Here is a 22,532-nt window from a genome sequence, read left to right on the forward strand (position 1 = left end):
CGCCCGGCAATCAGTTCTCATCTGGCGCGACCAGCAGAATTTCCACACGCCGGTTGCGGGCCTTGCCTTCCGCTGTCGTGTTCGGGGCAACGGGATCCAGCGCCGCCCGACCGATGATCTCGTATCGGCTCCGCTCGCCGGTCTGCGCGATCAACACGTCGGCCGAATTTTCGGCACGCCGGCGTGACAGAACCTCGTTGTTCTTGAACTCGGCAGTCGCGATCGGATCGCTGTCGGTGTGTCCGATCACCTTGACCTTGCCCTGGCCCTCGGGGGTCTTCAGTTCCTGCCCGATGCGGGTCAGCAAGGCGGACAGTTCGGGCCTCAGCTTTGCAGAGCCGACCTCGAACATATCCTTGAAGTTGATGGTGATCTGCAGCGCCTTGCCCTTGTCCGTGACGGTCACCTTGCCGGCGGTGATCTCCGGCTCGAGAAGCTTGCGCAGGGAGGCGCTGATGGCGGGCGGCGGGTCCGGCTGGCGGGGCTTCACGACCGGCTGGACCGGTTCCTTCGGCAGGTCGATCCCCGCCGGCCTCAACAGCGGTTCCAGCCTGTCCTGGGTCGTACCCGAGCGGACGTTCAGCGCCAGCAGGAAGGCACCGAAGAGGAGAGCCGCCAGCACGGCGGCGAGCGTCGCCACCAACCAGATCGGAATCTGGCGTTGCTGCAGCTTGGCCGGTGCGTCGACCCCGCGCCAATCCGGCGACAGCTCGCGCTCCAATGGTCCCGCGAGATTACGCAGGATCTGCCAGACCTTCTCGCGCACCTGGTCGTGTTCGGCCGGGCCCCGCGCGCGCAGGCGATAGCGGCCCAGAAAGCCCAGCGACATGCAGTCGTACATGATCTGCAGGACCGGCCGGTTGACGGTCGGCGCCTGCGTCATGCGCTCGAGATAGGCGTAGAAGCGTTCGCCGCCTTCCACATCGCCGTGGAAGGCGCTTACCATGGTGCGCTTGTTCCAACCGCTGTGCGCACCCCATGGGGTGTTCATCACCACGTCATCGATGGTGGCGGCCACCGCATAGTGCGAGGCGCGCAGAAGCTCGGGCTGGACGTTGGCCTCGCGACCTGCTTTGGCAAAACCGTGCAGCTCCTGATAGACGCTCTCGCGCACGGCGTTGACATCGACCTGCCCCGTCATGGCGCGCAATCGCGCCGACAGGCCCAGCAACGGGACCGCGGCGGCCGCCAGCGGCGAGCCGGTACCGCGCGCCAGATCGGCGACATCGAAGGCTGATCCGCCAGGCCGACCGGCCGCGACCGCCGCCAGCCCACCCCGCTGATTGGGTGCCGCGAACGGCGCTTGCTGTTGCTGCTGCGGTGGGTAGCCAGCGGGCGGCGCGTCAAACGCCGACGGTGCCTGCTGCGGCGCGGGCTGGTAGGGCGGCGGCTGGAAGGATTGCGGTGCGGGCCCGGGCGGTTGGGGCGATGCCGGCTGCTGCGGCCGGCCACCGCCTGGACGCAGCACAGTCCGATTGTCGCCGCCGTCGTTGGAGCCGAACGGATCGTTGGGGTTGCCGGCCATTGACGCCTCCCGCCCTCAGGACTGCTGCCTGATGGCCCAGAGTTCCATCTGCAATTTCGGCCATTCGCCGCCGACGTGAATGGCGATACCGCCGGCGTTGGCAAGGGCCCGGAAAAACTCGCTCGAACGATCGAGGTCGAAGTACACCGTGCTGGCGTTGAACGGCAGCTGCGGCGGTGCCACCGGCAACGCTGACAGCTTGATACCCGGCAGGGCCACGTTCACCAGCTGAACGATCTGCTCGACGGGGCCGATCTTGACGCTGGCCGGGAAGGTCCGCCGCAGCGCGTCCGGTGTAACCTCCGACCGCACGGCGAGGACAAAGGGCGCATTGCGCAGCAGGGTCTTGTCCTGGATGACGCCGACATGCACGCCGTAGCGCCGCTCCTGCAGCGGGATCTGGACGGCCCCCTGCTCGAGCACCGCCGACAGCGCCTGGCGCAAGGCGGCGATCACGGGCTCATAGACCTTCTGCAGGTCGTCGTGCTTGTAGATCGGAAACTCGGCCGGGCGTCGGCGCTGTGAAGTAAAGGTCGCCAATTCGCCGGCCATCTGCACCAGCAGCCCGTACCAGTCCTGCGGATGCGGCGTCGGGGTCTGCGCGATATGCGCTGCCAGGGGCGCGTATTTATTGGTGATCTGCAGCAACAGCAGATTGGCCATCTCCATGGCACCGCGCATGCTGGGCTGTGCCAGCCGCGCGGCGATCGCCTCGGCACGGTTGTGCAGCAGGCCGTGCAGTTCCACGGCAAAAGAACTGAGCGGCTGTGAGGCAGCAATCGTCATGCACGGCGGTATGTACTGGTCATCGATGATGACCTGCTTACTGTCGCCGCGCACCTCGACGATCCGTGCGATTGGCAGTGCCGCAAACCCGCCCAGGTCGCCAAACCCCTCGATCGCGAACCGCAGCCTGAGCTGGCCCACGCTGACCGGGGCGACAACGTCACTGCCGACAATCGAGTCCGTGGCATCATAGTCGCCGGCCGCGTAGCGCGCGGCAACGTCATCGCGATCGCCCTGGACCGTGTCCGGCATGCCGGCGCGCGCCAGCGGCAGGGTGATGCAGACCCGCTGGTTACGGGTCAGTTCCGGCACGTCGATCGGCACCGGCGGCGGGACATCGTCCGGGATGGCGAAGGGCGTCCCATCGTCCAACACGCCGGTCGCGGACGCCAAGCCGAACTTGCCGATGTTCAAGGCCGCCTTGTCGATCTGGAACTCGGTGACCCCCCAACCGAACGACCGCACCGCCGATACCCGGTGGTGTACGATGCGGTCGATGTGCCGCGTCTGCTGCTGAAAGTGCTGCGGCCGGAGAAACATGCCCTCCGACCACACGACCCGGCTGTTCGTCCCCATGTCCCGACCTACTCCCTGGACCGACGGCACGGACACAACACCGTCCGGCGCCGCGTCTTCCGGGCCCCCAATCCGACGCCACGATCATAGTGCGCGAACGCCGCCGTTCTGAAAAGAGGAAACGTGAGCGCGCGCTAACTTTCTGCCGAGAAGACGCACCTTGTGGCCGACGGTCGTCCCCTAGCCATCGGATGACGTCCATTACCGGGCCGGGCCCTGCTCCACAAGACGCGATCAACCCCGTACTGGACCCGACTCTTCCTCACGTGTGTAGGAAGCGCCGTTCTACCCCCTCCAAGACCAGACAGGTCAGCCGCCCGCTGGCATATGCTCCCGTATCAATGTTGATCCGATTTGGACGGATTTCCGGCCGTTCGCAGATCGTATGGCCGTGCACAATGACTTTGCCGTGGTTGGCCCGCGAGGAAAGGAACGCATCACGAATCCACAGCAGGTCATCCGCCTGCTGACGCTCCAAGGGTACGCCCGGCCTCACGCCCGCGTGTGCGAACGCGTAATCACCCTCGACATGCCACAGCTTGCAATCTTGCAGGAAAGCAACGTGCGCCGCCGGCACCGCCTCGACCGCCTGGCGGCGAAGCGCCTCCATCTCGGACGGCCCGGACGGCCGGCGCGGAATGGGCACGTCATAGGAATAGAGGGTTTCCAGGCCGCCATACTTGAACCAGTCAAAAGCGATCGGCGTTCCTGCAAGGAAACCAAGGAACGCTTCCTCGTGGTTACCCAGCAAATGAATGGTCTCGAATTCCTCAAGCGGACGACGCAACAGTCGTTCGATCACCTGCCGTGAACCCAGGCCGCGATCGACGTAGTCACCGAGAAACAGCAGCACGCGCCGCGCATCGTCGCGGGCTGATTGAGCGTCGCGCCCGATGGCCTGCAGCAACTGATCCAGCAGGTCGTCCCGGCCATGGATATCGCCCACGGCATAAAGTCGGGTCCCATCGGGGACCCGAGCCACGGAGGGGCGGGACTTATTGAACCAGCCGAGCATCGGTCGCGCCATATTCGCAGCGCCATCGATGGCCGTCTACGTCGTTGACCAGTCCGCTTCGCTCCCGCCGCGCGGTCGTTGCCTAGAGCTGCGCCCCGATGCGCAGCATGAAGATGTGGCGTGCGAAATCGGTATCGGACAGGTTCGAATTGCGCGTGGAGAACTGGTAGCTCGGCCCGATGAAGAAATTTTCAGTCGGCAGGTAGCGCACGCCGATCTCGAAGGTGATGTAGTCGTCCTTGCGGTTGAATGCACCGACGGCACCCTTGGCCTTCTTGTAATCGGCGATCGTGTAGCTGAATCCGCTGTGCACCTTGATATTGGGCCGCATATCGTAGTCGACGTTGACCCCGAAGCTGGTGGCCCAATAGCCGATATGCGTCGTTGATACGGTCTCCTCGATGGACCGTTTCACATAGGGCTTCACGAACAGCGGAACCAATGGGTTCCATGTACCGGTCAACCCGAACATCGCGCCGCGCAGATGGCCGAATCGCGAATCGTCGTAGTTCTGATCGCGGTAGCCGCCGAACACCTCGAGTTGGGTGATGCCGCCGAAGTCGAGCGTGGCGCCGCCCAGCACCTCCCACCCGTCGGAGCTGCGGCGAACCCCGCCGCTATCGACCCGGCGGCTGTAGCGACGCTGATTGAGGCCGCCCTGCACCCAGACTTCATAGCCATCCATGAACTCGTAGGCCAGTCGCAGCGACTCGGTATATTCGGATCGATCGCGATCGCGGCTGGAGATCGTGCCCAGGCCGGCGGAATCGTTGCGCAAGTAGGTATAGTCGTCGAAGCGACCGTCGAGCTTGACGCTCAGTCGATTGAACTTCTGATAGTAGCCCACGTTGGCGGTGGTCTGGTTGTACTTGCTGAGCTTGCCGAACGACGTGGCATTGGGATCGGTGCGATCTTCGTGAAGCCGGTTGAACTGCACGCCGCCATAGACATACCAGTTGCGCTGAATATCCAGCCGGCCGTTGAAGCCAACCCGGAAATCCTGGAAATCTTCCGTGCTGTACTTGCTGTAGATGCCGAATCCCGCCGAAGCAAAGAAGTTCAGCATGTGATTGTTCCAGTTCGAACGCAACTCGAGCGAGGGCTGGATCAAGGTGACGAAGTCGTCCTTCTTGCCGCGGTCGACGCCAAAAATGTTCGTGTTGTACTGCTCGATCAGCTCAAGCACGGGAAACAGGCGAAACCCGCCCAAGGGAATCCCTCTGGGGTCATAGCTTTCGCCGGGACGGGGTTCAGGATCGCCGGGCCGTGGCTGCGGCGGCGGAGTCTGGGCCTGCCCTGTCGTCCATGTCGCGCTCACCAGCGCGGTGGCGACCAAGGCGATGACGCCAGTCCTGGCGATGTTACTCATGACAAGCCCCCCGAACGCGGTAGGTGACCCGCCATCCGTCCAGACGGCGTGCCCGAAGATCTCTGTTGAGCCGAATCTTCCCCGTAGAGACGATGAAACGCAACCGGTCACCGAGCCAAAGGAGGTTGCGATATAGTGACAAAATTGTGGTGAAAGGTCTACCAACTATTTGAATCTGCCACAGATTTACTGCCAAGCGCCTCTTCGAGCAGCGGACATGAGGCCAAAAAAGAAGCCCGCCGAAGCGCGTCCGGCGGGCTGAAGAGGCTGCGTAGATCCAATCTATTCGGCTGCGAGTGTGCCCACGTCGCCGACACCCACGATGCGGCCGGCAACGCTGAGTTCACCGTTCTGGACGGTGACCTTGACCGAGTCGCCGTCGTGCACCTCGCCCTCGAGAATCAGCTGGGCCAGCGGATTCTGCAGGCTGCGCTGGATGACCCGTTTCAACGGCCGGGCGCCGTAGATCGGATCGTAGCCTTCATTGGCGAGCCAGTTCAGCGCTGCCGGATCGACCTCCAGGCTCAGCTTACGCGTCTCGAGCAGCTTGCGCAGGCGGCCGAGCTGGATCTCGACGATGTCGCCCATGTCCGCGCGGCTGAGCCGGTTGAACAGCAGGACCTCGTCCAGGCGGTTGAGGAACTCCGGACGGAAGGCCCGACGCACCTCATCCATCACCTTGCTGCGCGCCAGTTCGGCCGGTTGACCCTCCTTGAGCGCCGCCAGGTGCTCGCTACCGAGGTTGCTGGTCAGCACGATCAGCACGTTGGTGAAGTCGACCGTCCGGCCCTGACCGTCGGTCAGCCGGCCGTCGTCCAGCACCTGCAGCAGCACGTTGAACACGTCCGGATGCGCCTTCTCGACTTCGTCGAACAGCACGACCTGGTAGGGACGCCGCCGCACCGCCTCAGTCAGGGCACCGCCCTCGTCGTAGCCGACATAGCCCGGTGGCGCGCCGATCAGCCGGCTCACGGAGTGCTTCTCCATGTATTCCGACATGTCGATGCGCACCATGGCCTGATCGTCGTCGAACAGGAACGCCGCCAGCGCCTTGGTCAGCTCGGTCTTGCCCACGCCAGTCGGCCCCAGGAACAGGAATGAGCCGATCGGCCGGTTCGGATCCTGCAGCCCGGCACGCGCACGGCGCACGGCATTGGCGATCGCGGTGATCGCTTCGTCCTGGCCGATGACGCGCTTGTGCAGTTCACTCTCCATGCGCAGCAGCTTGGCCCGCTCGCCTTCGAGCATCTTGTCGACGGGCACGCCGGTCCAGCGCGAGACGACGGCCGCGATGTCCTCGGCCGTGACCTCTTCCTTCAGTGCCCGCGCGCCGGCCGTACCGCTGCCGGCATCGCCCTGCTCCGCCGCCTTCAGCTTCTTCTCCAGATCGGGGATGACGCCGTAGGCCAGCTCGCCGGCCTTGGCCAGCTCACCCTTGCGCTGTGCGATCTCGAGGTCGGCCCGCGCCTTGTCGAGGAGCTCCTTGATCTTCTGCGAGTCAGCGAGCTTGTCCTTGGCCGCCTTCCACGCTGCCGTCAGCGAGGCGGATTTCTGCTCCAGCTCGACCAGCTCCTTCTCGAGCTTGCCCAGCCGCTCCTTCGAGGCGGTGTCGGACTCCTTCTTCAGTGCCTCGCGCTCGATCTGCAGCTGCAGGATTCGCCGATCCAGTTCGTCGATGTCCTCCGGCTTGCTGTCGACTTGCATGCGGATGCGGCTGGCGGCCTCGTCCATCAAGTCGATGGCCTTGTCGGGCAGGAACCGGTCCGTGATGTAGCGGTGGCTCAGGGTCGCCGACGCCACGATCGCAGCATCGGCAATGCGCACCCCGTGGTGCAGTTCGTACTTCTCCTTCAAGCCGCGCAGGATCGAGATCGTATCCTCGACCGTCGGCTCGGCGATGAACACCGGCTGGAAACGACGCGCCAGCGCCGCGTCCTTCTCGACGTGCTTGCGGTATTCGTCCAGGGTCGTGGCGCCGATGCAGTGCAGTTCGCCCCGCGCCAACGCCGGCTTCAGCATGTTGGACGCATCCATGGCGCCATCGGCCTTGCCGGCGCCGATCAGGGTGTGCATCTCGTCGATGAAGACGACGATCTCACCTTCGGCGGCGGCAATTTCCGACAGCACCGCCTTCAACCGCTCCTCGAACTCGCCGCGATATTTGGCGCCAGCCACCATCGCGCCGAGGTCGAGCGCCATCAGGCGCTTGCCCTTCAGCGACTCCGGCACGTCGTCGTTGACGATGCGCAGCGCCAAGCCCTCGGCGATGGCGGTCTTGCCGACACCGGGCTCACCAATCAGCACGGGGTTGTTCTTGGTCCGCCGGCTCAGCACCTGCATCGTGCGACGGATCTCCTCGTCGCGACCGATCACGGGGTCGAGCTTGCCATCGCGCGCCGACTGGGTCAGGTCGCGGGCATATTTCTTGAGTGCATCGTAGGCGCCCTCGGCGTTGGCGTTGTCGGCCGTGCGACCCTTGCGCAGCTTGTTGACCGCTTCGTTGAGCGCCGTCGGCGTGACGCCGGCGCGCTTGAGAAGCGTCGCCGCTTCGCTGCCGCTGACCATCGCCAGCGCCTGCAGAAGCCGCTCCGCCGTCACGAAGCTGTCGTTGGCCTTTTTGGCGAGCTTCTCCGCCTGCTCGAAGACACGCGCGGTCTCCGGCGCGAGATAGACTTGGCCGGCGCCGGTCCCTTCGACCTTGGGCAGTTTCGCCAATGCCGCTTCGGTTTCGCGCAGCGCCAGGCGCGAATCGCCGCCAGCGGACGAAATCAGGTTGGCCGCAAGGCCCTCCTCATCGTCCAGCAGCACTTTCAAGATGTGTTCGGGAACGAACCGCTGGTGGCCGGACCGCAGCGCCAGCATCTGGGCGCTTTGCAGGAAGCCGCGCACACGGTCGGTGTATTTTTCCTGATCCATTACGACACCCTTTCTCTCGTGCCCCCGTCAAGCGGCGGGCGATCGGGTGGACCCCACAATAGGCATCCAAGACCCATATGGGGGCTTATCGATCTGGAGCAAGACCCCACAGCCGACGCGGGATGGCGGTGCCGGCATGGGCGCGCTTCGCATGGCGCATGCCCAACGCAAAACGGGCGGCCCAAGGCCGCCCGCGTGCTTTCGCCATGCTCGGCGCAGTTACGTGCCGTTGCCGGTACCGCCAGAACCGCTGCCGGAGCCGCCACCCAGCAGATCAGGCTGGTCCTGTTGCGCCGGATCAACGCCATTCTGGCCGCGCGGACCGCCACGGAAGCGGCGGAAATGGGGGTGCCGGGGACGGAAGGGACGACCATCCCGCGTGGTGCGGTTGTCCGCCGCAGCGCCCTCGGCGGCGGGAGACTCCTGGGCCGCTTCCGATACCTCGACAACGGCAGCTTCGCTGGGCGCCGGCTCGTTTTCCGCGACCGGTTCCGGCCGAACCTCGGCCGCTGACGCCCTCTCGTGGCGCTCTGGGCGATCTTGACGCTCCGGACGATCTTGACGCTCTGGGCGATCTTGGCGCTCCGGACGATCTTGACGCTCTGGGCGATCTTGGCGCTCCGGACGATCCTGGCGGTCCTGGTAACGCTGCTCGGCCCGGGTCACGAAATCCCGTCGACCGCGCTGCCCATAACCATCTTCGTCGCGGCGGTCCTGCCGACGGCCTTCATATCCCCGGCCATCGCCGCCGCGGTTGTCGCCGCCGCGGCCATCGCCACCACGGTTATCCTCCCGCCCGCGGTAGCGGTCTTCGCCGTTGTAGCCATTGTCGCGCGACGGCTGGTAATCCTCGCCGCCGCCATACGCCGCGCCGCCCTGCTGCGAATAGTCGACCGAAGGTTGCGGCCCGTCAGAGGGATCGGAACCGCCGCTCATCCCATCAGCACCGCCTTCGCCACCGGCTGCAGCGGATTCGTCACCGCCTTCCGCGTCCTCCCACGGCTGTGGGTACCGCGGTTGCACAAAACCACCCTGCGCCTGGATGATCCGAAAGTAGTGCTCGGCGTGCTGATAGTAGGCTTCCGCCATCACCCGGTCGCCCGACGTTGCCGCCTCGCGCGCCAGTGCCTGGTACTTCTCGAAAATCTGGTGGGCTGTTCCCCGGACCCGTACGTCTGGGCCGTTGCTATCGTAGCTCTGGTTGCGGTTGGGAAACTTATTGGGTTTCCCGCCGTTGCGGCCGCGTTGCCGCCGCTGATGGTTGGGTCGCATTCAATCTGCCGATCGTCGGCCGTGACAGGCGCTCATCATCCGACATCTGTCTCCGCCCGCTATCACAGGCCCCGTCACGGACATCAGGGAGGGGGTTCAACGCGCCAGCCAATTGAGCCGGCCTTCACCCTTGTCGGATAGCGCAACCTATAGCGTTCCCAAGTAGTTGCCAACCGAATTCTCCGGAGAAAACCCTGGATAACGCTTATCGGTCAAATTTCAAGGTAGTCCGTCTCTATACAAGACCCACTTAGCCCGGGCTCGACCGTCGGGCAAGAATAGCGCGAGGAATACCGGCCAGGTCATTGTGGGTGCTGACGTCGATAAAGCCCGCGGCACGAATGAGCCGGGCGACTACCGCCGCCTGTCCTTTGCCGACTTCCAGCGCCACGATGCCACCAGGCCGAACGAGGTAGCCAAGCTGGCCGGCCAGCCGACGGTAGCAGTCCAGCCCATCAGCGCCGCCATCCAAAGCCAGCCAAGGCTCATGTTCCGATACTTCCGGATCCAGGGTCTCGATATCGTCGCTGGGCACGTAGGGCGGATTCGACACCACGATATCGAACACCTCCTCGATACCGTCCCCCCAGTCGCCGGCCCTCAGCTCGGCCCGCCCGGCCAGGTCCAGTGCCCGCGCATTCTGACGCGCCACCACCAATGCCCGGGCGCTGCGATCGATGCCGACGCCGCTGGCCTGTGGCAACTCGTGAAGCAACGACAGGAGCAGACAGCCCGATCCCACCCCCAGATCGAGAAGCCGTAGCTTGGCGGCGCGATCCGGCAGCGCGCGCATCACAGCCTCGACCAGAGTCTCGCTATCCGGCCGCGGTGTCAGCACGTCCGACGTGACCTTGAAGCGCAAGCTCCAGAACTCGCGCCAGCCCAGGACATGGGACATCGGCTCACGCGCCAACCGGCGCGCCGCCAGCCGTTCGACCCGGGCCACGACGCCGGACTCAAGCGGCGTATCACGTTCGGCGACAATCTTCTCCAGCGTCCAGTCGGCCGCCTCCCCCAGCAACAGGCGTGCCTCCAGCCGGCCTTCGGTGATGCCGACATCTTCCAGCCGCCGCGCGACCGACTGCACCAGTTCTGCGACCGTAACCATTGGCTTGATCTACCCCCGCCTCAAGCTGGCGATCCGGCCGACGCGACGCAAGGTTTTTGCCGCACGCGACTCGCGGGATGAAACGGCGATCTCATGCCGTCGCTCCATGGCGGTACTCCCGACCGTACGCGCGGCAACTGGGAAGGGATCAGCTCTTGCCATCCTCCGTCATCCGGTACCGGAAGTCGCAATGACTGGCGCCTTGCATGATGGTCTGGCTGCGATCCATCTTGATCCGGGGATCATAGCCCTCGATGAACGTCCCATCGCGGTTGCACGACAGCAGATGGCCGATCTCTCCCAGACCCATGGCACGGTACATCTCGGCGTAACGACAGCGTGTCACGTTGAATGCCAGCGTGGCGTCGTCCTGCGCCACGGGTTCGATGCGCAGCGCATCGCCTTGCGTCCACAGCGGCTGGATGGCGGCAAAGCTGGCGATCGATGTCCCAGCAGGTGCCTGGGCGGCGAACTGCCGGCCCGCCTCGACGGCCGCCTTCTTGACGGCGCGCTCGATGACCCCCCGGGCGGCAGCCTCGCCAAAGGCCGCCTTCATCTCCTCGTAGATCGGCTTGATGATCTCCGCCTCGATCCGGCGACGCTCGAGGATACCCATCGGCTGCGCCGAGGCCGGTTCACTCATGGCAAGTCCCTCACGCGATCCACTGACGATTCCGGGGACCTTATCGCTTGCCGCCCCCGCCTACCACCATCGCCTCAGGATCTGCTGAGCCTTGAAATGACACCCGCATGACGCCAACGGCTGCCGGACAGGGAGTCAACGCAGCAGCAGCCGCACGCCGGCAAAACCCAGGATCAAGGCGAGCATGTAACGCGTCAGGCGATTGGACATCCACTGCGTGGCGATGGCACTGCCCATCATGGCACCGATCAGGGCCGCCACGGCATACACGGTGATCTCCGGCGCGGTCCGTTGGCCTGCAATGGACACACCGACAAAACCGACCACGGAGTTCGCGAGAATGTACGGCGCCGCCAGGCCGGCGGCCTGTCGAGGCGAGGTCCAGCCCAATGCGATCACCAGTGGCGCCAGGAAGGCACCGCCGCCGATGCCGGTGAGGCCGGCAAGGAAGCCCGTGACAGCGCCCGCGAGCAGTGCGGGGCCGATATCGACCGGTCGCCCGATGGCATCATCGGCGTTACGCTTGATGACCATCAGTGCGGCGGCTGCCAGCAGCAGCACGCCCGTCAGGACAAGGTAGAGGCTGTCTTCGAGAACGATCAGGCCGCCGGCGAATGCAGCCGGCAAGGCTGATGCCAGGAAGCGGGCCAGCAGAGGCCAGTCGATCGCGCCGCGACGGTGCAGCCAGATCGTCGCATAGCCGGCAGCAACGATGTTGAGCAGCAGTGCCGTGGGCCGCATCTGTTCGGCAGGAAATCCGGCCAGCGCCATCGCTGCCAGGAATGCCGTGCCCCCGGCCTGTCCCGCCGTGGCGTAGAGCAGAGCAATCGCGGCAATGATGACGGCCAGTGACGACTGGTCGTTCATCGCAACGGCCCGTCAGGCCTCGACCTCGGCAAGACGCGCCGCCTCATCGTCGGCGGTCAGCGCCTCGACAATCTTGTCGAGCGATGATCCATCCATGACCTTGTCGAGTTCGTACAGCGTCAGGTTGATGCGATGATCGGTACAGCGTCCCTGGGGAAAGTTGTAGGTGCGGATGCGCTCGCTGCGATCGCCGCTGCCGACCTGCCCGCGGCGCGAGGCGGCACGCTCGGCATCGAGCCGCTGGCGCTCGGCTTCGTAGAGCCGCGCCCGCAGGATCTTCATCGCCTTGGCCTTGTTCTTGTGCTGGCTCTTCTCGTCCTGCTGGCTGACGACGATGCCCGTGGGCAGATGCGTGATGCGCACGGCGCTGTCGGTAGTATTGACGGACTGGCCACCCGGACCCGATGAGCGGAAGACGTCGATGCGCAAATCCTTCTCGTCGACCTTGATATCGACCTCTTCGGCTTCCGGCAGCACCGCGACAGTGGCTGCCGACGTGTGGATCCGGCCCTGCGCTTCGGTCGCCGGCACCCGCTGGACGCGGTGCACGCCCGACTCGAACTTCAGCCGCGCGAAGACGTCCTTGCCGGTGATTTCCGCAACTGCCTCGCGATAGCCACCCAGGCCCGTCTCGGAGATTTCCATGATCTCGAACTTCCAGCCACGATGGCCGGCATAGCGCTGGTACATGCGGAACAGGTCGGCCGCGAACAAGGCTGCCTCCTCGCCGCCGGTGCCGGCGCGCACTTCCAGGATGGCGTTCTTCGAGTCGGCCTCATCACGCGGCAGCAACATGAGGCGCACCTGCCGATCGAGCACCGGCACCTGCTCCTTCAAGGCCGAGAACTCTTCTTCGGCCATCGACTTCATGTCCTTGTCGACGGCGGGATCGGCGATCATCGCCGCAAGATCGGAAGCCTCCTTTTGCGCCTTGCGCAACGCGCCGACGGCGTCGACCAGCGGCGTCAGATCGGCGTACTCCTTCGATACCTGGCCGAACCTGGCCGAATCCAGGGTGCCGGCTGACAGCATCGCCTGCAGCTCCGCGTGGCGATGGACCACCTGATCGAGTTTGGTGTCGAGCGACATGGCGCTAGTCCTTCACCTCAGCGCGTGTCGTCGTCTTCGTCATCGTCCGCGCCGACAAGACTCATCAACTCGTCCAGGGCATGGTCGCCCAGCGCGTCGACCACTTCATCGAAAGGCACTTCTTCCTGGGTCCCGGCATCGAGATCCTTGAGGGCCACGACGCCCTTGGCCAGTTCGCTGTCGCCGATGATCAGGGCATGGGAGGCGTTGAGCTTGTTGGCGCGTTGCAGCCGGCGTTTCATGTTGCCGCGATAGGCCAACTCGACCGGAACATCCGCCCGTCGCAGGTCGCGCGCCAGCGCCAGCGCGCGCTGCTCGGCCGCCGTGCCCATGGGGACGATCGCCACGGGCCGTTCCAATGCCGGCGGTTCCTTTTCCAGTTTCTGGACCAACGTGACCAGTCGGTCGATCCCGCCGGCCCAGCCGATGCCCGCCGTCGGCGGGCCACCCAACAGTTCGATGAGGCCATCGTAGCGGCCGCCACCGATCACGGTGCCTTGCGCACCCAGCAGGCTCGTGACGAACTCGAAGGCGGTGTGTGTGTAGTAGTCCAGCCCGCGCACCAACGCCGGATCGACCTCGTAGGCGATGCCGGAAGCATCGAGACCGGCGCGCACGGCGTCAAAAAACGATCGCGAGGCCTCGTTGAGGTGCTCGGCGAACGACGGCGCGTTGGCATTGACCGCCTTGTCACCCTCGTCCTTGCTGTCGAGGATGCGCAGCGGATTGCGCTCCAGGCGGTCCAGCGACTCTTTGGACAACTTGGATTGATGGCCGCGATAATAGCCGACCAGGACCTCGCGGTAGGCCGCGCGGCTGGCGGGATCGCCCAGCGAGTTCAGTTTGAGGACGCAGTGCGGCAGGATGCCCAGCCGGTCGAGGATATCGGCGGCGACGCTGATCACCTCGACATCGCACTCGGGCTCGGGTGCGCCCAACACCTCGATATCGATCTGGTGAAACTGCCGATAGCGGCCCGCCTGAGGTCGCTCGTAGCGGAACATCGGGCCATGCGCGAACAGCTTCAGCGGCAGCTGCTGGCGCAGTTCGCCGTTGGAAATGAAGGCACGACAGATCCCGGCGGTGTATTCCGGCCGCAAGGTCAGGCTCTGCCGGTCCTCCTCCTCATCACCCCGGCTCAGGAACGAGTACATCTCCTTGGAGACGACATCGGTCGTCTCGCCGATGCCGCGCGCGAAGAGGTCGGTGAATTCGAAGATCGGCGTCGACATCTCCTGGTAGCCGTACAGCCGCGCCACATCGCGCGCGGTGTCGACGACATGCGCGAAGCGCGGGAACTCGTCCGGCAGGATGTCGCGGGTACCACGCGCGGGCTGAAGTCTGGACACGAAACTCTCCATCGCTACGCGGCGTTCTTATCGCCCCCGATGGGCCGTGAACAGCCCGTTTGTCGAGGGCTCTGCCACATGTGGCATATATGATCTTGCGCATATATATCACATGTATTATATGGACATCATGTCGCTGCGGGCCGCCATCCTCGGGTTTCTGTCCATCGAGCCGACCAGCGGCTATACGCTGAAGCAGCGCTTCGACGGCTCGGTGCGCTCGTTCTGGTCGGCGACGCAAAGCCAGATCTACCGCGAACTGCATGCCCTGCAGGCCGAGGCGCTGGTCAGCGTCGAGACGGTACCCAGTGACGGCAAGCCGGATCGCAAGATCTACTCGCTCACGCCGCGCGGCCGCGAGGCCCTGGCGCGCTGGCTGGAAGAACCGCTCGATCCGCTCGTTTTGCGCCATCCGTTGCTGCTGAAGGTGGTCTTCGCCGCCCGCCTGCCGCCCGAGCGGCTCGATGGCATCCTCGCCCACTACGCCGATGGCATCACCGCGACACGCGCCGAGTATGCCGCCCGTCTCGACGACGAGCAGATCTTCTCGCTCACCCGATCGTCCCGCGAGCGCGACATCTGGAGCGTGGCGATCGAACACGGCATCGCCTGGTGTGACATGGAACTGGCCTGGATCACCCAGGCGCGCGAGCGCCTGGGCCGCCGACCCGGAGGCAAGCGATGGAACCGAAAGACAAAGTGATCATCATCACCGGTGCATCCAGCGGGATCGGCCTGGCCAGCGCCCGCGCACTGGCGCGCGCCGGCGCCCACGTCGTGCTGGCGGCACGATCGACCGACAGGCTGCGGACCGAGGTCGAGCGCCTCACGCAGGCCGGCCACAGCGCCGTGGCCGAGGAAATGGACGTCACCTCCGACAGCTCCGTCAACGCCGCCGTCGCGCAGGTACTGCAGCGCCTGGGCCGTATCGACGGCGTCATCAATTTTGCCGGCAACGGCGGCCGGCTCGCGCTTTGGCATGAAACGGCCGCTGACCACACCCGGACCATGTTCGACGTCCATGTGTTCGGCGCCGAACGCGTCGCCCGCGCCGTGCTGCCGGCGATGCTGGCCCAACGCAGCGGCACGATCGTGAACATCGCTTCGTCGGTCGGCTGGGTCGCGATGCCGGCGGCGGCCGCCTACAGCGCGGCCAAGGCAGCGATCCTGTCGCTGTCCGAGGCGCTGCGTGGCGAGTTGGCCGATCGCGGCATCGACGTCGTCGTGTTCGCGCCACCCCACACCGACACCGAAGCCGGCCGGCAGTGGCCTCTGGAAGGCCCGCGCGTATTCGCGCCCGACTGGGTCGCCGACGAACTGGTGCGCACGTTGAGGCGTGGCCGACATCGCCATCTGGCCGGCAGCTCGAACCGCCTGCTGCTCGGCATCCAGCGCCTGTCGCCGCGGTACGCCGCCTACATCATGCGACGCATCGGCTTGCGGGCGGCCATGAAGGCCGCTGCAACCTGAAGGTCTACTCGGCCGCGGCCTTGGCGGCCTCGATTTCGGCAGCCTTCTTCTCGATCATCTCAGCCAGGTGTTCGACAATGCCGGCATCCTTCAGCCGGTGATGCGGTACGCCCGCGATATAGACCTGATGGGTGCCGTTACCGCCGCCGGTGAAGCCGATGTCGGTCTCGCGCGCCTCGCCCGGACCGTTCACGACGCAGCCGATCACCGACACCGTCATCGGCGTGGTGATATGGGCGACCCGCTTCTCAAGAGCCTCGACGGTGCGGATGACATCGAACTGCTGGCGGGCGCAGGACGGGCAGGAAATGATGTTGACACCCCGATGCCGCAGGCCCAGCGCCTTCAGGATCTCGAAGCCGGCCCGCACTTCCTCTTCGGGCTCGGCCGACAACGAGACGCGCAGCGTGTCACCGATGCCGGCCCAGAGCAGCGATCCCAGGCCGATCGATGACTTGACCGTGCCGGTGCGCAGGGCGCCAGCTTCCGTGATGCCGATGTGCAGCGGGTAGTCGCACGCCTCCGACAGACCCTGGTAGGCAGCCACGGCCAGGAAAACGTCGGACGCCTTGACGCTGATCTTGAACTCGCGGAAGTCGTGATCCTCAAGGATCCGGGCGTGGTCCAGAGCACTCTCGACCATCGCCTCGGGACAGGGCTCGCCGTATTTCTCCAGGAGATCCTTTTCGAGCGAGCCGGCGTTGACGCCGATGCGCATCGAACAGCCATGGTCCTTGGCCGCCTTGACGACCTCGCGCACGCGATCGGCGCTGCCGATATTGCCCGGGTTGATGCGCAGGCACGCGGCCCCGGCCTCGGCCGCTTCGATGGCACGCCTGTAGTGGAAGTGGATGTCGGCGACGATCGGCACCCGCGATGCCTTGACGATGGCCGACAGTGCCTTGGTCGAATCCTCGTCCGGGCATGACACGCGGATGATATCGACGCCTGCCTCTTCGGCACGACGGATCTGGTCGATGGTGGCAGCCGCATCGGCCGTCAGCGTATTGGTCATGGTCTGGACGGTGATCGGTGAATCGCCACCGACCGGCACCGTACCGACCATGATCTGCCGCGACTTGCGGCGCTGGATGTCACGATAAGGCCTGACACTCATCTCGTCCGCTCCGGCGGCTGTGCTGCGGGCCGATCGTCCGAACCAGCCCGGTTACCCGACCACGGCCGCATCGATACAAGGGGGCCGGCTCCAGCGCAACGCAAGACGCGCGTTGCCGCAGTGCGGCCACCCCAAATGGCGTGAAAAATCAAATAGCTAGCGGCTTGCCGGGGTCAGGACGTAACCCACGTACTCCGGCACGGTATAGGTCGAACCGGCGTGCATGTACGTCGTCGCCAGCACTTCGCCCGTCGGTCCCCGCAGTTCCAGCGTGCTGTTGACCTCCGCCCGTACGGTCCGCGGCTGGGCGGCGGCAGGCGCCGAGATCGTCCTCGGCTTGGCCGCCGGCTTGGGCTCTGACGCTGGCGGTACGGCCGCTTGCTGCGCGGGCTGCGCCTCGCTCGCAGGCGGTGGCGCCGAGCGGGACGGGATCCGATTGCCCTGGGTCGGGTCGGCATCCGGCGCTACGGCGCTGTCACCGGTGGTCGCCGTCGAGTCAGGGCGTCGGGCCGGGGTTGGCGCTGGGCGCGCCGCAGGCGCCGGCGGCGCTATCACCGGCGGCGCAGCAGCGGCAGTCTGAGGACTGGCCGGTTCGGTACGCGGCGGGCGCGGGTTGGCGGCATTCAGCTGCGGATCCGGCGTCGTCCCGGTGGACGGGGGCTGTGGTACCGGCACCGCCGGGACGCTCGCTACGGGCGCAGAAGCTGGTGCGGGCGCCGACGCTGTTGCAGGCGCCGCGGTGGTCGCGGGCGACGGCGGTGGTGTGGCTGGTGCGGCAGGCGGCGCGGCAGCGACCGCGGGGGCTGACGGCGCTGGCGTGGCAGCCGCAGGCGCCGGCGATGTCGACGGTTCGCCCGGAGATGCAGCAGGCTTCTGATCCGCGAGCAGCCGTTGCGGCACCGGTGGCACCCGTGCGTCCTGTGGCACCTGATCCCGGGTCAGCGTGTGCCATGTCATGTAGGCACAGACCAACAGGACGGCTGACACCACCAGCATGGTGCCACGCGGCATCCGCCGCTCGGGCGCCACCAGTGGGAATTGATGCGCCGGTACTGGTGCAACGACAGGTGCATCGCCCGAGCGATAGACCTGCATCACCCGATCGACATCAAGTCCGACGCAGGCAGCGTAGCCGCGCAGAAAGGCCGGTGCGTAGGCACTGCCCGGCAGGTTGTCGAAACGACCAGCCTCGATCGCCTCAAGAAATGGCAATCGGATGCGGGTGCTTTCGGCGACTTGCGTCAGATTCAGCCCGAGTGTTTCGCGGGCTTCGCGCAGCATCTGTCCAACGGCAGCTGCGCCGGTAGGGACGCTCGCGTCGGCTTGCCATGGCATATCGTCGCCCATGCGGTCGCGGAAAAAGTTCTGAGAAGAGAGACCGGAAGACAGAGGACTCTTAGCAGAGACAATGGAGACGTGAAACCGGACTCTTTTCTTTCGGGTCCGAACCGGTGAACAGTTTCATCCGAATCTGCCGATAGTTCTACAAGCGCACATTCCGATCGCGGGCGTAGAGCGCGATCTTATCGCGCAGACTGCGTTCCGATCCATTGAGTAGGCCGCGCAAATAGGCTGTGAAATGTGCCAAGTCCAGCGACCGCAGCATCGACTTCACGGCTCCGAGCGAACCTGGCGACATCGACAGCGTGCGCACACCCAGACCCAGCAGCGCCAGGGCCTCGATCGGACGACCCGCCATTTCGCCGCAGATGCTGACCTCGACGTCGGCCTTGTTGCAGCCATCGACCACAAATTGTAGCACCCGCAACGCGGCCGGAGACAAGCAATCGTATCGATTGCCCAACCTTGGATTGCCGCGGTCTGCTGCAAAAAGAAACTGCATCAGATCGTTCGTGCCGATAGAGACGAAATCGACCTCGGTCAGCAGGGCATCCAGCTGCCAGATCAGTGATGGCACCTCCAGCATGACACCGACGGACAGGCGCGCCGGCGTCGAGGTTCCGCGCGTCTTGGCGCGCTGCAGTTCAAGCTCCAGCAGATGGCTCGCGGCACGGAATTCCGCAACGTCGGCAATCATCGGAAACATGACTTGCAGCGGCCGCACGCCGGCGGCTGCGACCAAGGCACGCAACTGACGCCGCAGCATGGCGGGACGATCCAGGCCGATACGAATGGCGCGCCAGCCCATCGCCGGGTTTTCATCATCGAAGGCGCCGACATACGGCAGCACCTTGTCGCCGCCGACATCGAGCGTGCGGAACGCAACGGGTCGACCCGCCGCGGCGTCCAGGACGCGCGCGTAGATCGACGTCTGTTCCTCGACGTCGGGAAACGTCGAACGCACCATGAACGGTATCTCTGTGCGATACAGGCCCACGCCGTCGGCGCCCGTGGGTTCGAGATGATTGAGGTCAATCATCAGGCCGGCGTTGACGCGCAGTGACACCGCCACGCCGTCACGCGTCGCCGCCGGCAGGTCGCGCAGCCTGGCATACTCCTGCCGCTGCGCTTCGCGCAGGCTGATGGTGTCGGCGATCTGCTGCTGGATCTCTTCGGCCGGTCGCACGAACACTTGCGCCGTGTCGCCATCGACGATCAGCGCGTCACCCGGCTCCACCCGCTGCAGGATGTTCTCGACGCGACCAACGACGGGAATATCGAGCGCACGCGCGACGATGGCGACGTGCGATAGTGCCGAGCCTTCCTCCAGCACCAGCCCGCGCAGCTTGTTGCGATCATACTCGAGCAGTTCGGCTGGCCCGAGATCGCGCGCGACCACCACCATCTCGTCGGACCACTGCGTGGGATCGACCGCCGACTGGCGGCCGCTCAACCGCAGCAGCAGGCGGTTGGTCAGATCGCTGAGGTCGCTCAGACGCTCGCGGATGTAGGAGTCCGTGATATCGGCGAAGCGCGCCCGCGTATCGTCGAACGCACGCTGAACAGCGGCCTCCGCGGTCAGGCCATCGGCGATCCCTTCACGGATGCGTTCAACCCAGCCGCGATCATCGGCGAACATCCGGAACGTCTCGAGCACCTCGCGGTGCTCGCCGTGGCCGAGATCACCGTCTTCCAGCATGCGGTCGAGATCGGCGCGCACGCCGTGCAGGGCGTCACCGAAGCGCTTGAGCTCGGTCTTGGGATCTTCCGCAACCACGCGGCTGATGAAGATGCGCGGCTCGTGCAGCACGGCGCGGCCGATGGCGACACCGCCGTTGAGCTGCACGCCATCGAGACGGATCGGCAGCAGGCCGATGCCGTCGACCTGCTTGATCTCGTTGGGGTTGACCAGCTCGCCGCCCGCCACCAGCTCGGCCAGCACCATGGCGACGTTCTGGAGGGTCTCGATCTCCTCCTCGTCGTACTGGCGGCTGCGCCGGTTTTGGATCGCCAGCACGCCCAGCACGCGATCGCCGCGCAGGACCGGCACGCCCGCCATCGAGTGATAGATTTCCTCACCGGTTTCGGGCCGGTAGGCGAAATTCGGGTGGCTCTGTGCGTCGGCCAGCGACAGGGCGCGCGCATGGGCTGCGATGTCGCCGACGATGCCCTCACCCACCCGCAGCCGGGTGCGGTGCACGGCATCCGGATTGAGGCCCTGGGTTGCATAGAGCTCCAGGACTTCGCCGGCGCGCAGGACGTAGATCGAGCACACCTCGGCCACCATCTCGCCGGCGACGAGGCGCACGATCTGGTCGAGCCGTTCCTGGGCGGAACCAGCACGCGCCATCACATCCCGGAGCCGCCTGAGTACCAATCGCGGCCCGGCCAACGGAGTCCTCTGCTCCATGGTCAGACCGCTCCGTACTTGTCTCGAACTTGCAACGGAACGGTGGTGCGCGCTTTGAGAATTTGCCAGCCGCGCACGCCACAACAATGGGCTACGCGCATGGATGCCGCGGCGACACGACGCGCGGGCGCATCGGCGGCCGTCCCGGAGACGGCCGGCGCAGGAGCCCATCCACTGTCGCGCATCGCGAACATGGACGCCTTATCGCTGCTTTCCCCGACGCCGTCCAGCATGACAATCGGGACAGAGACCGCACGTCGGGCAAGGGGTTTCAGCAGCGCGCAGAGCACTGAGAAATTGACATGTCTCCGCTATGAACGCCTGACAAGCACCCCCGGTCAGGCCGCATCCAGACCATAAGCGGTGTGCAGTGCACGCACGGCCAGCTCGGTGTATTCGGCCTCGATCAGCACGCTGATCTTGATTTCCGAGGTCGAGATCACCTCGATATTGATGCCCTTCTTGGCCAGCGTCTCAAACATGGTCAGCGCCACGCCGGCATGGCTGCGCATGCCCACGCCAATCACCGAGATCTTGGCGACGTTGGTGTCGGTCTTCAGTTCCTTGAAGCCGATGTTGGACTGGCACTTCTCCAGCTCGGCGACCGCCCGCGGCAGATCGGCCTTGGGCAGCGTGAAGGTGATGTCGGTGGCCTTGCCGTCGAGCGACACGTTCTGGACGATCATGTCGACGTTGATGTTGGCCACCGCCAGCGGCCCGAACAGGGAGGCCGCGATGCCCGGCCGGTCGGCGACGCCGGCCACGGTGATCTTCACGTCGTCCTTGGCATAGGCGATGCCGCTGACAACCGACTGCTCCAGACCCTTTGCCATGATCTCTTCCTCATCGACGACGAGCGTGCCGGGCAGATCGCTGCCCAGCGCCTCGGAGAAGGTCGACAGCACCTGCACGCGCACGCCGTGGTTCATCGCCAGCTCCACCGACCGCGTCTGCAGCACCTTGGAGCCCAGCGATGCCATTTCCAGCATCTCCTCGTAGGTCACCATCGGCAGCTTGCGCGCCTTGTCGGTGATCCGCGGATCGGTCGTGTAGACGCCGTCGACATCGGTGTAGATGTCGCAGCGATCGGCTTTCAGCGCCGCCGCCAGCGCCAAGGCCGAGGTATCGGATCCGCCGCGGCCCAACGTGGTCACCCGTCCCTCGGGGCTCACGCCCTGGAAGCCGGGCACTACCGCCACGGTGCCGTCGTTCATCGCCGCCAGGATCTCGTCGGTGCCGATGGTGTCGACCCGCGCCTTGCCGTGGGCGTCGTTGGTCCGCACCGGCAGCTGCCAGCTCGTAAAGGAGCGCGCCTTGACGCCGATCTGCTGCAGCGCCAGCGCCAGCAGGCCGATGGTCACCTGCTCACCGGTCGAGACCACCACGTCATATTCGCGCACGTCGTACAGCGGCGCGATCGTGTCGACATAGCCCACGAGCTGGTTGGTGACGCCGGACATGGCCGAGACCACGACAGCCACCTTGTGGCCGGCCTCGACCTCTTTCTTCACTTTGACGGCAACGTTCTTGATGCGGTCGATATCACCAACCGACGTCCCACCGAACTTCTGAACAATCAGGGCCATGCCAGCCTCGAACCCATGACAAACTCCCGACGCACCCCGGCGCCCCGCGATATCACCCACGCGATCGCGAAGAACAGGCGGTCAGCCGGCGAT

The 22,532-nt window shown here is 65.5% G+C and carries 17 protein-coding genes; 2 read left to right on the forward strand and 15 right to left on the reverse strand.

Annotated features, from left to right (window positions below; genetic code table 11):
* Positions 1 to 10: 10 nt before the first annotated feature.
* The 11 genes from icmH to hisS all read right to left on the reverse strand — a co-directional run bounded on the left by icmH (position 11) and on the right by hisS (position 14,515).
* On the reverse strand, positions 11 to 1,525 hold the full coding sequence (icmH, locus tag FQU96_RS22115) for a type IVB secretion system protein IcmH/DotU (protein WP_146543513.1): 1,515 nt from the start codon (positions 1,523 to 1,525) through the stop codon (positions 11 to 13).
* Between the two features lie 15 nt (positions 1,526 to 1,540).
* Positions 1,541 to 2,887 carry a type VI secretion system baseplate subunit TssK gene (gene tssK, locus FQU96_RS22120; RefSeq protein WP_146543514.1) on the reverse strand — a complete coding sequence of 449 codons (1,347 nt, stop codon included), beginning with the start codon at positions 2,885 to 2,887 and terminating at the stop codon, positions 1,541 to 1,543.
* Positions 2,888 to 3,149: 262 nt separating this feature from the next.
* On the reverse strand, positions 3,150 to 3,902 hold the full coding sequence (locus tag FQU96_RS22125; RefSeq protein WP_146543515.1) for a metallophosphoesterase family protein: 753 nt from the start codon (positions 3,900 to 3,902) through the stop codon (positions 3,150 to 3,152).
* An 82-nt stretch (positions 3,903 to 3,984) separates the two neighbouring features.
* Positions 3,985 to 5,271: an outer membrane beta-barrel protein gene (locus FQU96_RS22130; RefSeq protein ID WP_146543516.1), complete on the reverse strand. Its 1,287-nt coding sequence runs from the start codon at positions 5,269 to 5,271 to the stop codon at positions 3,985 to 3,987.
* A gap of 282 nt (positions 5,272 to 5,553) precedes the next feature.
* Positions 5,554 to 8,187, reverse strand: a complete 2,634-nt coding sequence (gene clpB / locus FQU96_RS22135; protein ID WP_146543517.1) for an ATP-dependent chaperone ClpB — start codon at positions 8,185 to 8,187, stop codon at positions 5,554 to 5,556.
* 219 nt (positions 8,188 to 8,406) lie between these two features.
* Positions 8,407 to 9,459 (reverse strand): DUF4167 domain-containing protein, encoded by a 1,053-nt coding sequence (locus tag FQU96_RS22140; RefSeq protein WP_146543518.1) that lies wholly within the window; start codon positions 9,457 to 9,459, stop codon positions 8,407 to 8,409.
* Between the two features lie 250 nt (positions 9,460 to 9,709).
* Positions 9,710 to 10,567: a peptide chain release factor N(5)-glutamine methyltransferase gene (gene prmC, locus FQU96_RS22145; RefSeq protein WP_146543519.1), complete on the reverse strand. Its 858-nt coding sequence runs from the start codon at positions 10,565 to 10,567 to the stop codon at positions 9,710 to 9,712.
* Between the two features lie 148 nt (positions 10,568 to 10,715).
* Positions 10,716 to 11,210, reverse strand: a complete 495-nt coding sequence (locus tag FQU96_RS22150) for an L-2-amino-thiazoline-4-carboxylic acid hydrolase (protein ID WP_146543520.1) — start codon at positions 11,208 to 11,210, stop codon at positions 10,716 to 10,718.
* 135 nt (positions 11,211 to 11,345) lie between these two features.
* Positions 11,346 to 12,077, reverse strand: coding sequence for a sulfite exporter TauE/SafE family protein (locus FQU96_RS22155; RefSeq protein ID WP_146543521.1), 732 nt, complete (start codon positions 12,075 to 12,077; stop codon positions 11,346 to 11,348).
* A 12-nt stretch (positions 12,078 to 12,089) separates the two neighbouring features.
* Positions 12,090 to 13,166 carry a peptide chain release factor 1 gene (prfA, locus tag FQU96_RS22160; RefSeq protein WP_146543522.1) on the reverse strand — a complete coding sequence of 359 codons (1,077 nt, stop codon included), beginning with the start codon at positions 13,164 to 13,166 and terminating at the stop codon, positions 12,090 to 12,092.
* 17 nt (positions 13,167 to 13,183) lie between these two features.
* Positions 13,184 to 14,515 carry a histidine--tRNA ligase gene (gene hisS, locus FQU96_RS22165; protein WP_146543523.1) on the reverse strand — a complete coding sequence of 444 codons (1,332 nt, stop codon included), beginning with the start codon at positions 14,513 to 14,515 and terminating at the stop codon, positions 13,184 to 13,186.
* 112 nt (positions 14,516 to 14,627) lie between these two features.
* Here hisS and FQU96_RS22170 point away from each other — a divergent pair, with 112 nt between their 5' ends.
* Both FQU96_RS22170 and FQU96_RS22175 read left to right on the forward strand, forming a co-directional pair.
* Positions 14,628 to 15,218 (forward strand): PadR family transcriptional regulator, encoded by a 591-nt coding sequence (locus FQU96_RS22170; protein ID WP_146543524.1) that lies wholly within the window; start codon positions 14,628 to 14,630, stop codon positions 15,216 to 15,218.
* Positions 15,197 to 15,985 (forward strand): SDR family oxidoreductase, encoded by a 789-nt coding sequence (locus tag FQU96_RS22175; RefSeq protein ID WP_146543525.1) that lies wholly within the window; start codon positions 15,197 to 15,199, stop codon positions 15,983 to 15,985. Before FQU96_RS22170 ends, FQU96_RS22175 begins: the two co-directional genes overlap by 22 nt.
* Before the next feature lie 4 nt (positions 15,986 to 15,989).
* Here the strand turns inward: FQU96_RS22175 and ispG are convergent, their stop codons facing one another.
* From ispG to FQU96_RS22195, 4 genes are all read right to left on the reverse strand, one after another.
* Positions 15,990 to 17,102 carry a flavodoxin-dependent (E)-4-hydroxy-3-methylbut-2-enyl-diphosphate synthase gene (gene ispG, locus FQU96_RS22180; RefSeq protein ID WP_146543526.1) on the reverse strand — a complete coding sequence of 371 codons (1,113 nt, stop codon included), beginning with the start codon at positions 17,100 to 17,102 and terminating at the stop codon, positions 15,990 to 15,992.
* 156 nt (positions 17,103 to 17,258) lie between these two features.
* Entirely contained in the window at positions 17,259 to 18,383 is a 1,125-nt protein-coding gene (locus FQU96_RS22185; protein WP_178130647.1) for a helix-turn-helix transcriptional regulator, read from the reverse strand.
* A gap of 202 nt (positions 18,384 to 18,585) precedes the next feature.
* Positions 18,586 to 20,793 (reverse strand): phosphoenolpyruvate--protein phosphotransferase, encoded by a 2,208-nt coding sequence (gene ptsP, locus FQU96_RS22190; protein ID WP_146543528.1) that lies wholly within the window; start codon positions 20,791 to 20,793, stop codon positions 18,586 to 18,588.
* 398 nt (positions 20,794 to 21,191) lie between these two features.
* Positions 21,192 to 22,439, reverse strand: a complete 1,248-nt coding sequence (locus FQU96_RS22195; protein ID WP_146543529.1) for an aspartate kinase — start codon at positions 22,437 to 22,439, stop codon at positions 21,192 to 21,194.
* Positions 22,440 to 22,532: the final 93 nt, after the last annotated feature.

Source organism: Reyranella sp. CPCC 100927 (assembly GCF_007859315.1).
In the GTDB taxonomy this organism is placed as follows: domain Bacteria; phylum Pseudomonadota; class Alphaproteobacteria; order Reyranellales; family Reyranellaceae; genus Vineibacter.

What these genes read in the sequence shown, in the direction of transcription:
- FQU96_RS22185 (WP_178130647.1), bottom strand. Translation starts at nt 18,383, where the DNA reads ATGCTGCGCGAAGCCCGCGAAACACTCGGGCTGAATCTGACGCAAGTC.
- FQU96_RS22140 (WP_146543518.1), bottom strand. Translation starts at nt 9,459, where the DNA reads ATGCGACCCAACCATCAGCGGCGGCAACGCGGCCGCAACGGCGGGAAA.
- tssK (WP_146543514.1), bottom strand. Translation starts at nt 2,887, where the DNA reads ATGGGGACGAACAGCCGGGTCGTGTGGTCGGAGGGCATGTTTCTCCGG.
- FQU96_RS22155 (WP_146543521.1), bottom strand. Translation starts at nt 12,077, where the DNA reads ATGAACGACCAGTCGTCACTGGCCGTCATCATTGCCGCGATTGCTCTG.
- ptsP (WP_146543528.1), bottom strand. Translation starts at nt 20,793, where the DNA reads ATGGCGCGTGCTGGTTCCGCCCAGGAACGGCTCGACCAGATCGTGCGC.
- prfA (WP_146543522.1), bottom strand. Translation starts at nt 13,166, where the DNA reads ATGTCGCTCGACACCAAACTCGATCAGGTGGTCCATCGCCACGCGGAG.
- FQU96_RS22170 (WP_146543524.1), top strand. Translation starts at nt 14,628, where the DNA reads ATGTATTATATGGACATCATGTCGCTGCGGGCCGCCATCCTCGGGTTT.
- FQU96_RS22150 (WP_146543520.1), bottom strand. Translation starts at nt 11,210, where the DNA reads ATGAGTGAACCGGCCTCGGCGCAGCCGATGGGTATCCTCGAGCGTCGC.
- prmC (WP_146543519.1), bottom strand. Translation starts at nt 10,567, where the DNA reads ATGGTTACGGTCGCAGAACTGGTGCAGTCGGTCGCGCGGCGGCTGGAA.
- FQU96_RS22175 (WP_146543525.1), top strand. Translation starts at nt 15,197, where the DNA reads ATGGAACCGAAAGACAAAGTGATCATCATCACCGGTGCATCCAGCGGG.
- ispG (WP_146543526.1), bottom strand. Translation starts at nt 17,102, where the DNA reads ATGAGTGTCAGGCCTTATCGTGACATCCAGCGCCGCAAGTCGCGGCAG.
- FQU96_RS22125 (WP_146543515.1), bottom strand. Translation starts at nt 3,902, where the DNA reads ATGCTCGGCTGGTTCAATAAGTCCCGCCCCTCCGTGGCTCGGGTCCCC.
- clpB (WP_146543517.1), bottom strand. Translation starts at nt 8,187, where the DNA reads ATGGATCAGGAAAAATACACCGACCGTGTGCGCGGCTTCCTGCAAAGC.
- FQU96_RS22130 (WP_146543516.1), bottom strand. Translation starts at nt 5,271, where the DNA reads ATGAGTAACATCGCCAGGACTGGCGTCATCGCCTTGGTCGCCACCGCG.
- icmH (WP_146543513.1), bottom strand. Translation starts at nt 1,525, where the DNA reads ATGGCCGGCAACCCCAACGATCCGTTCGGCTCCAACGACGGCGGCGAC.
- FQU96_RS22195 (WP_146543529.1), bottom strand. Translation starts at nt 22,439, where the DNA reads ATGGCCCTGATTGTTCAGAAGTTCGGTGGGACGTCGGTTGGTGATATC.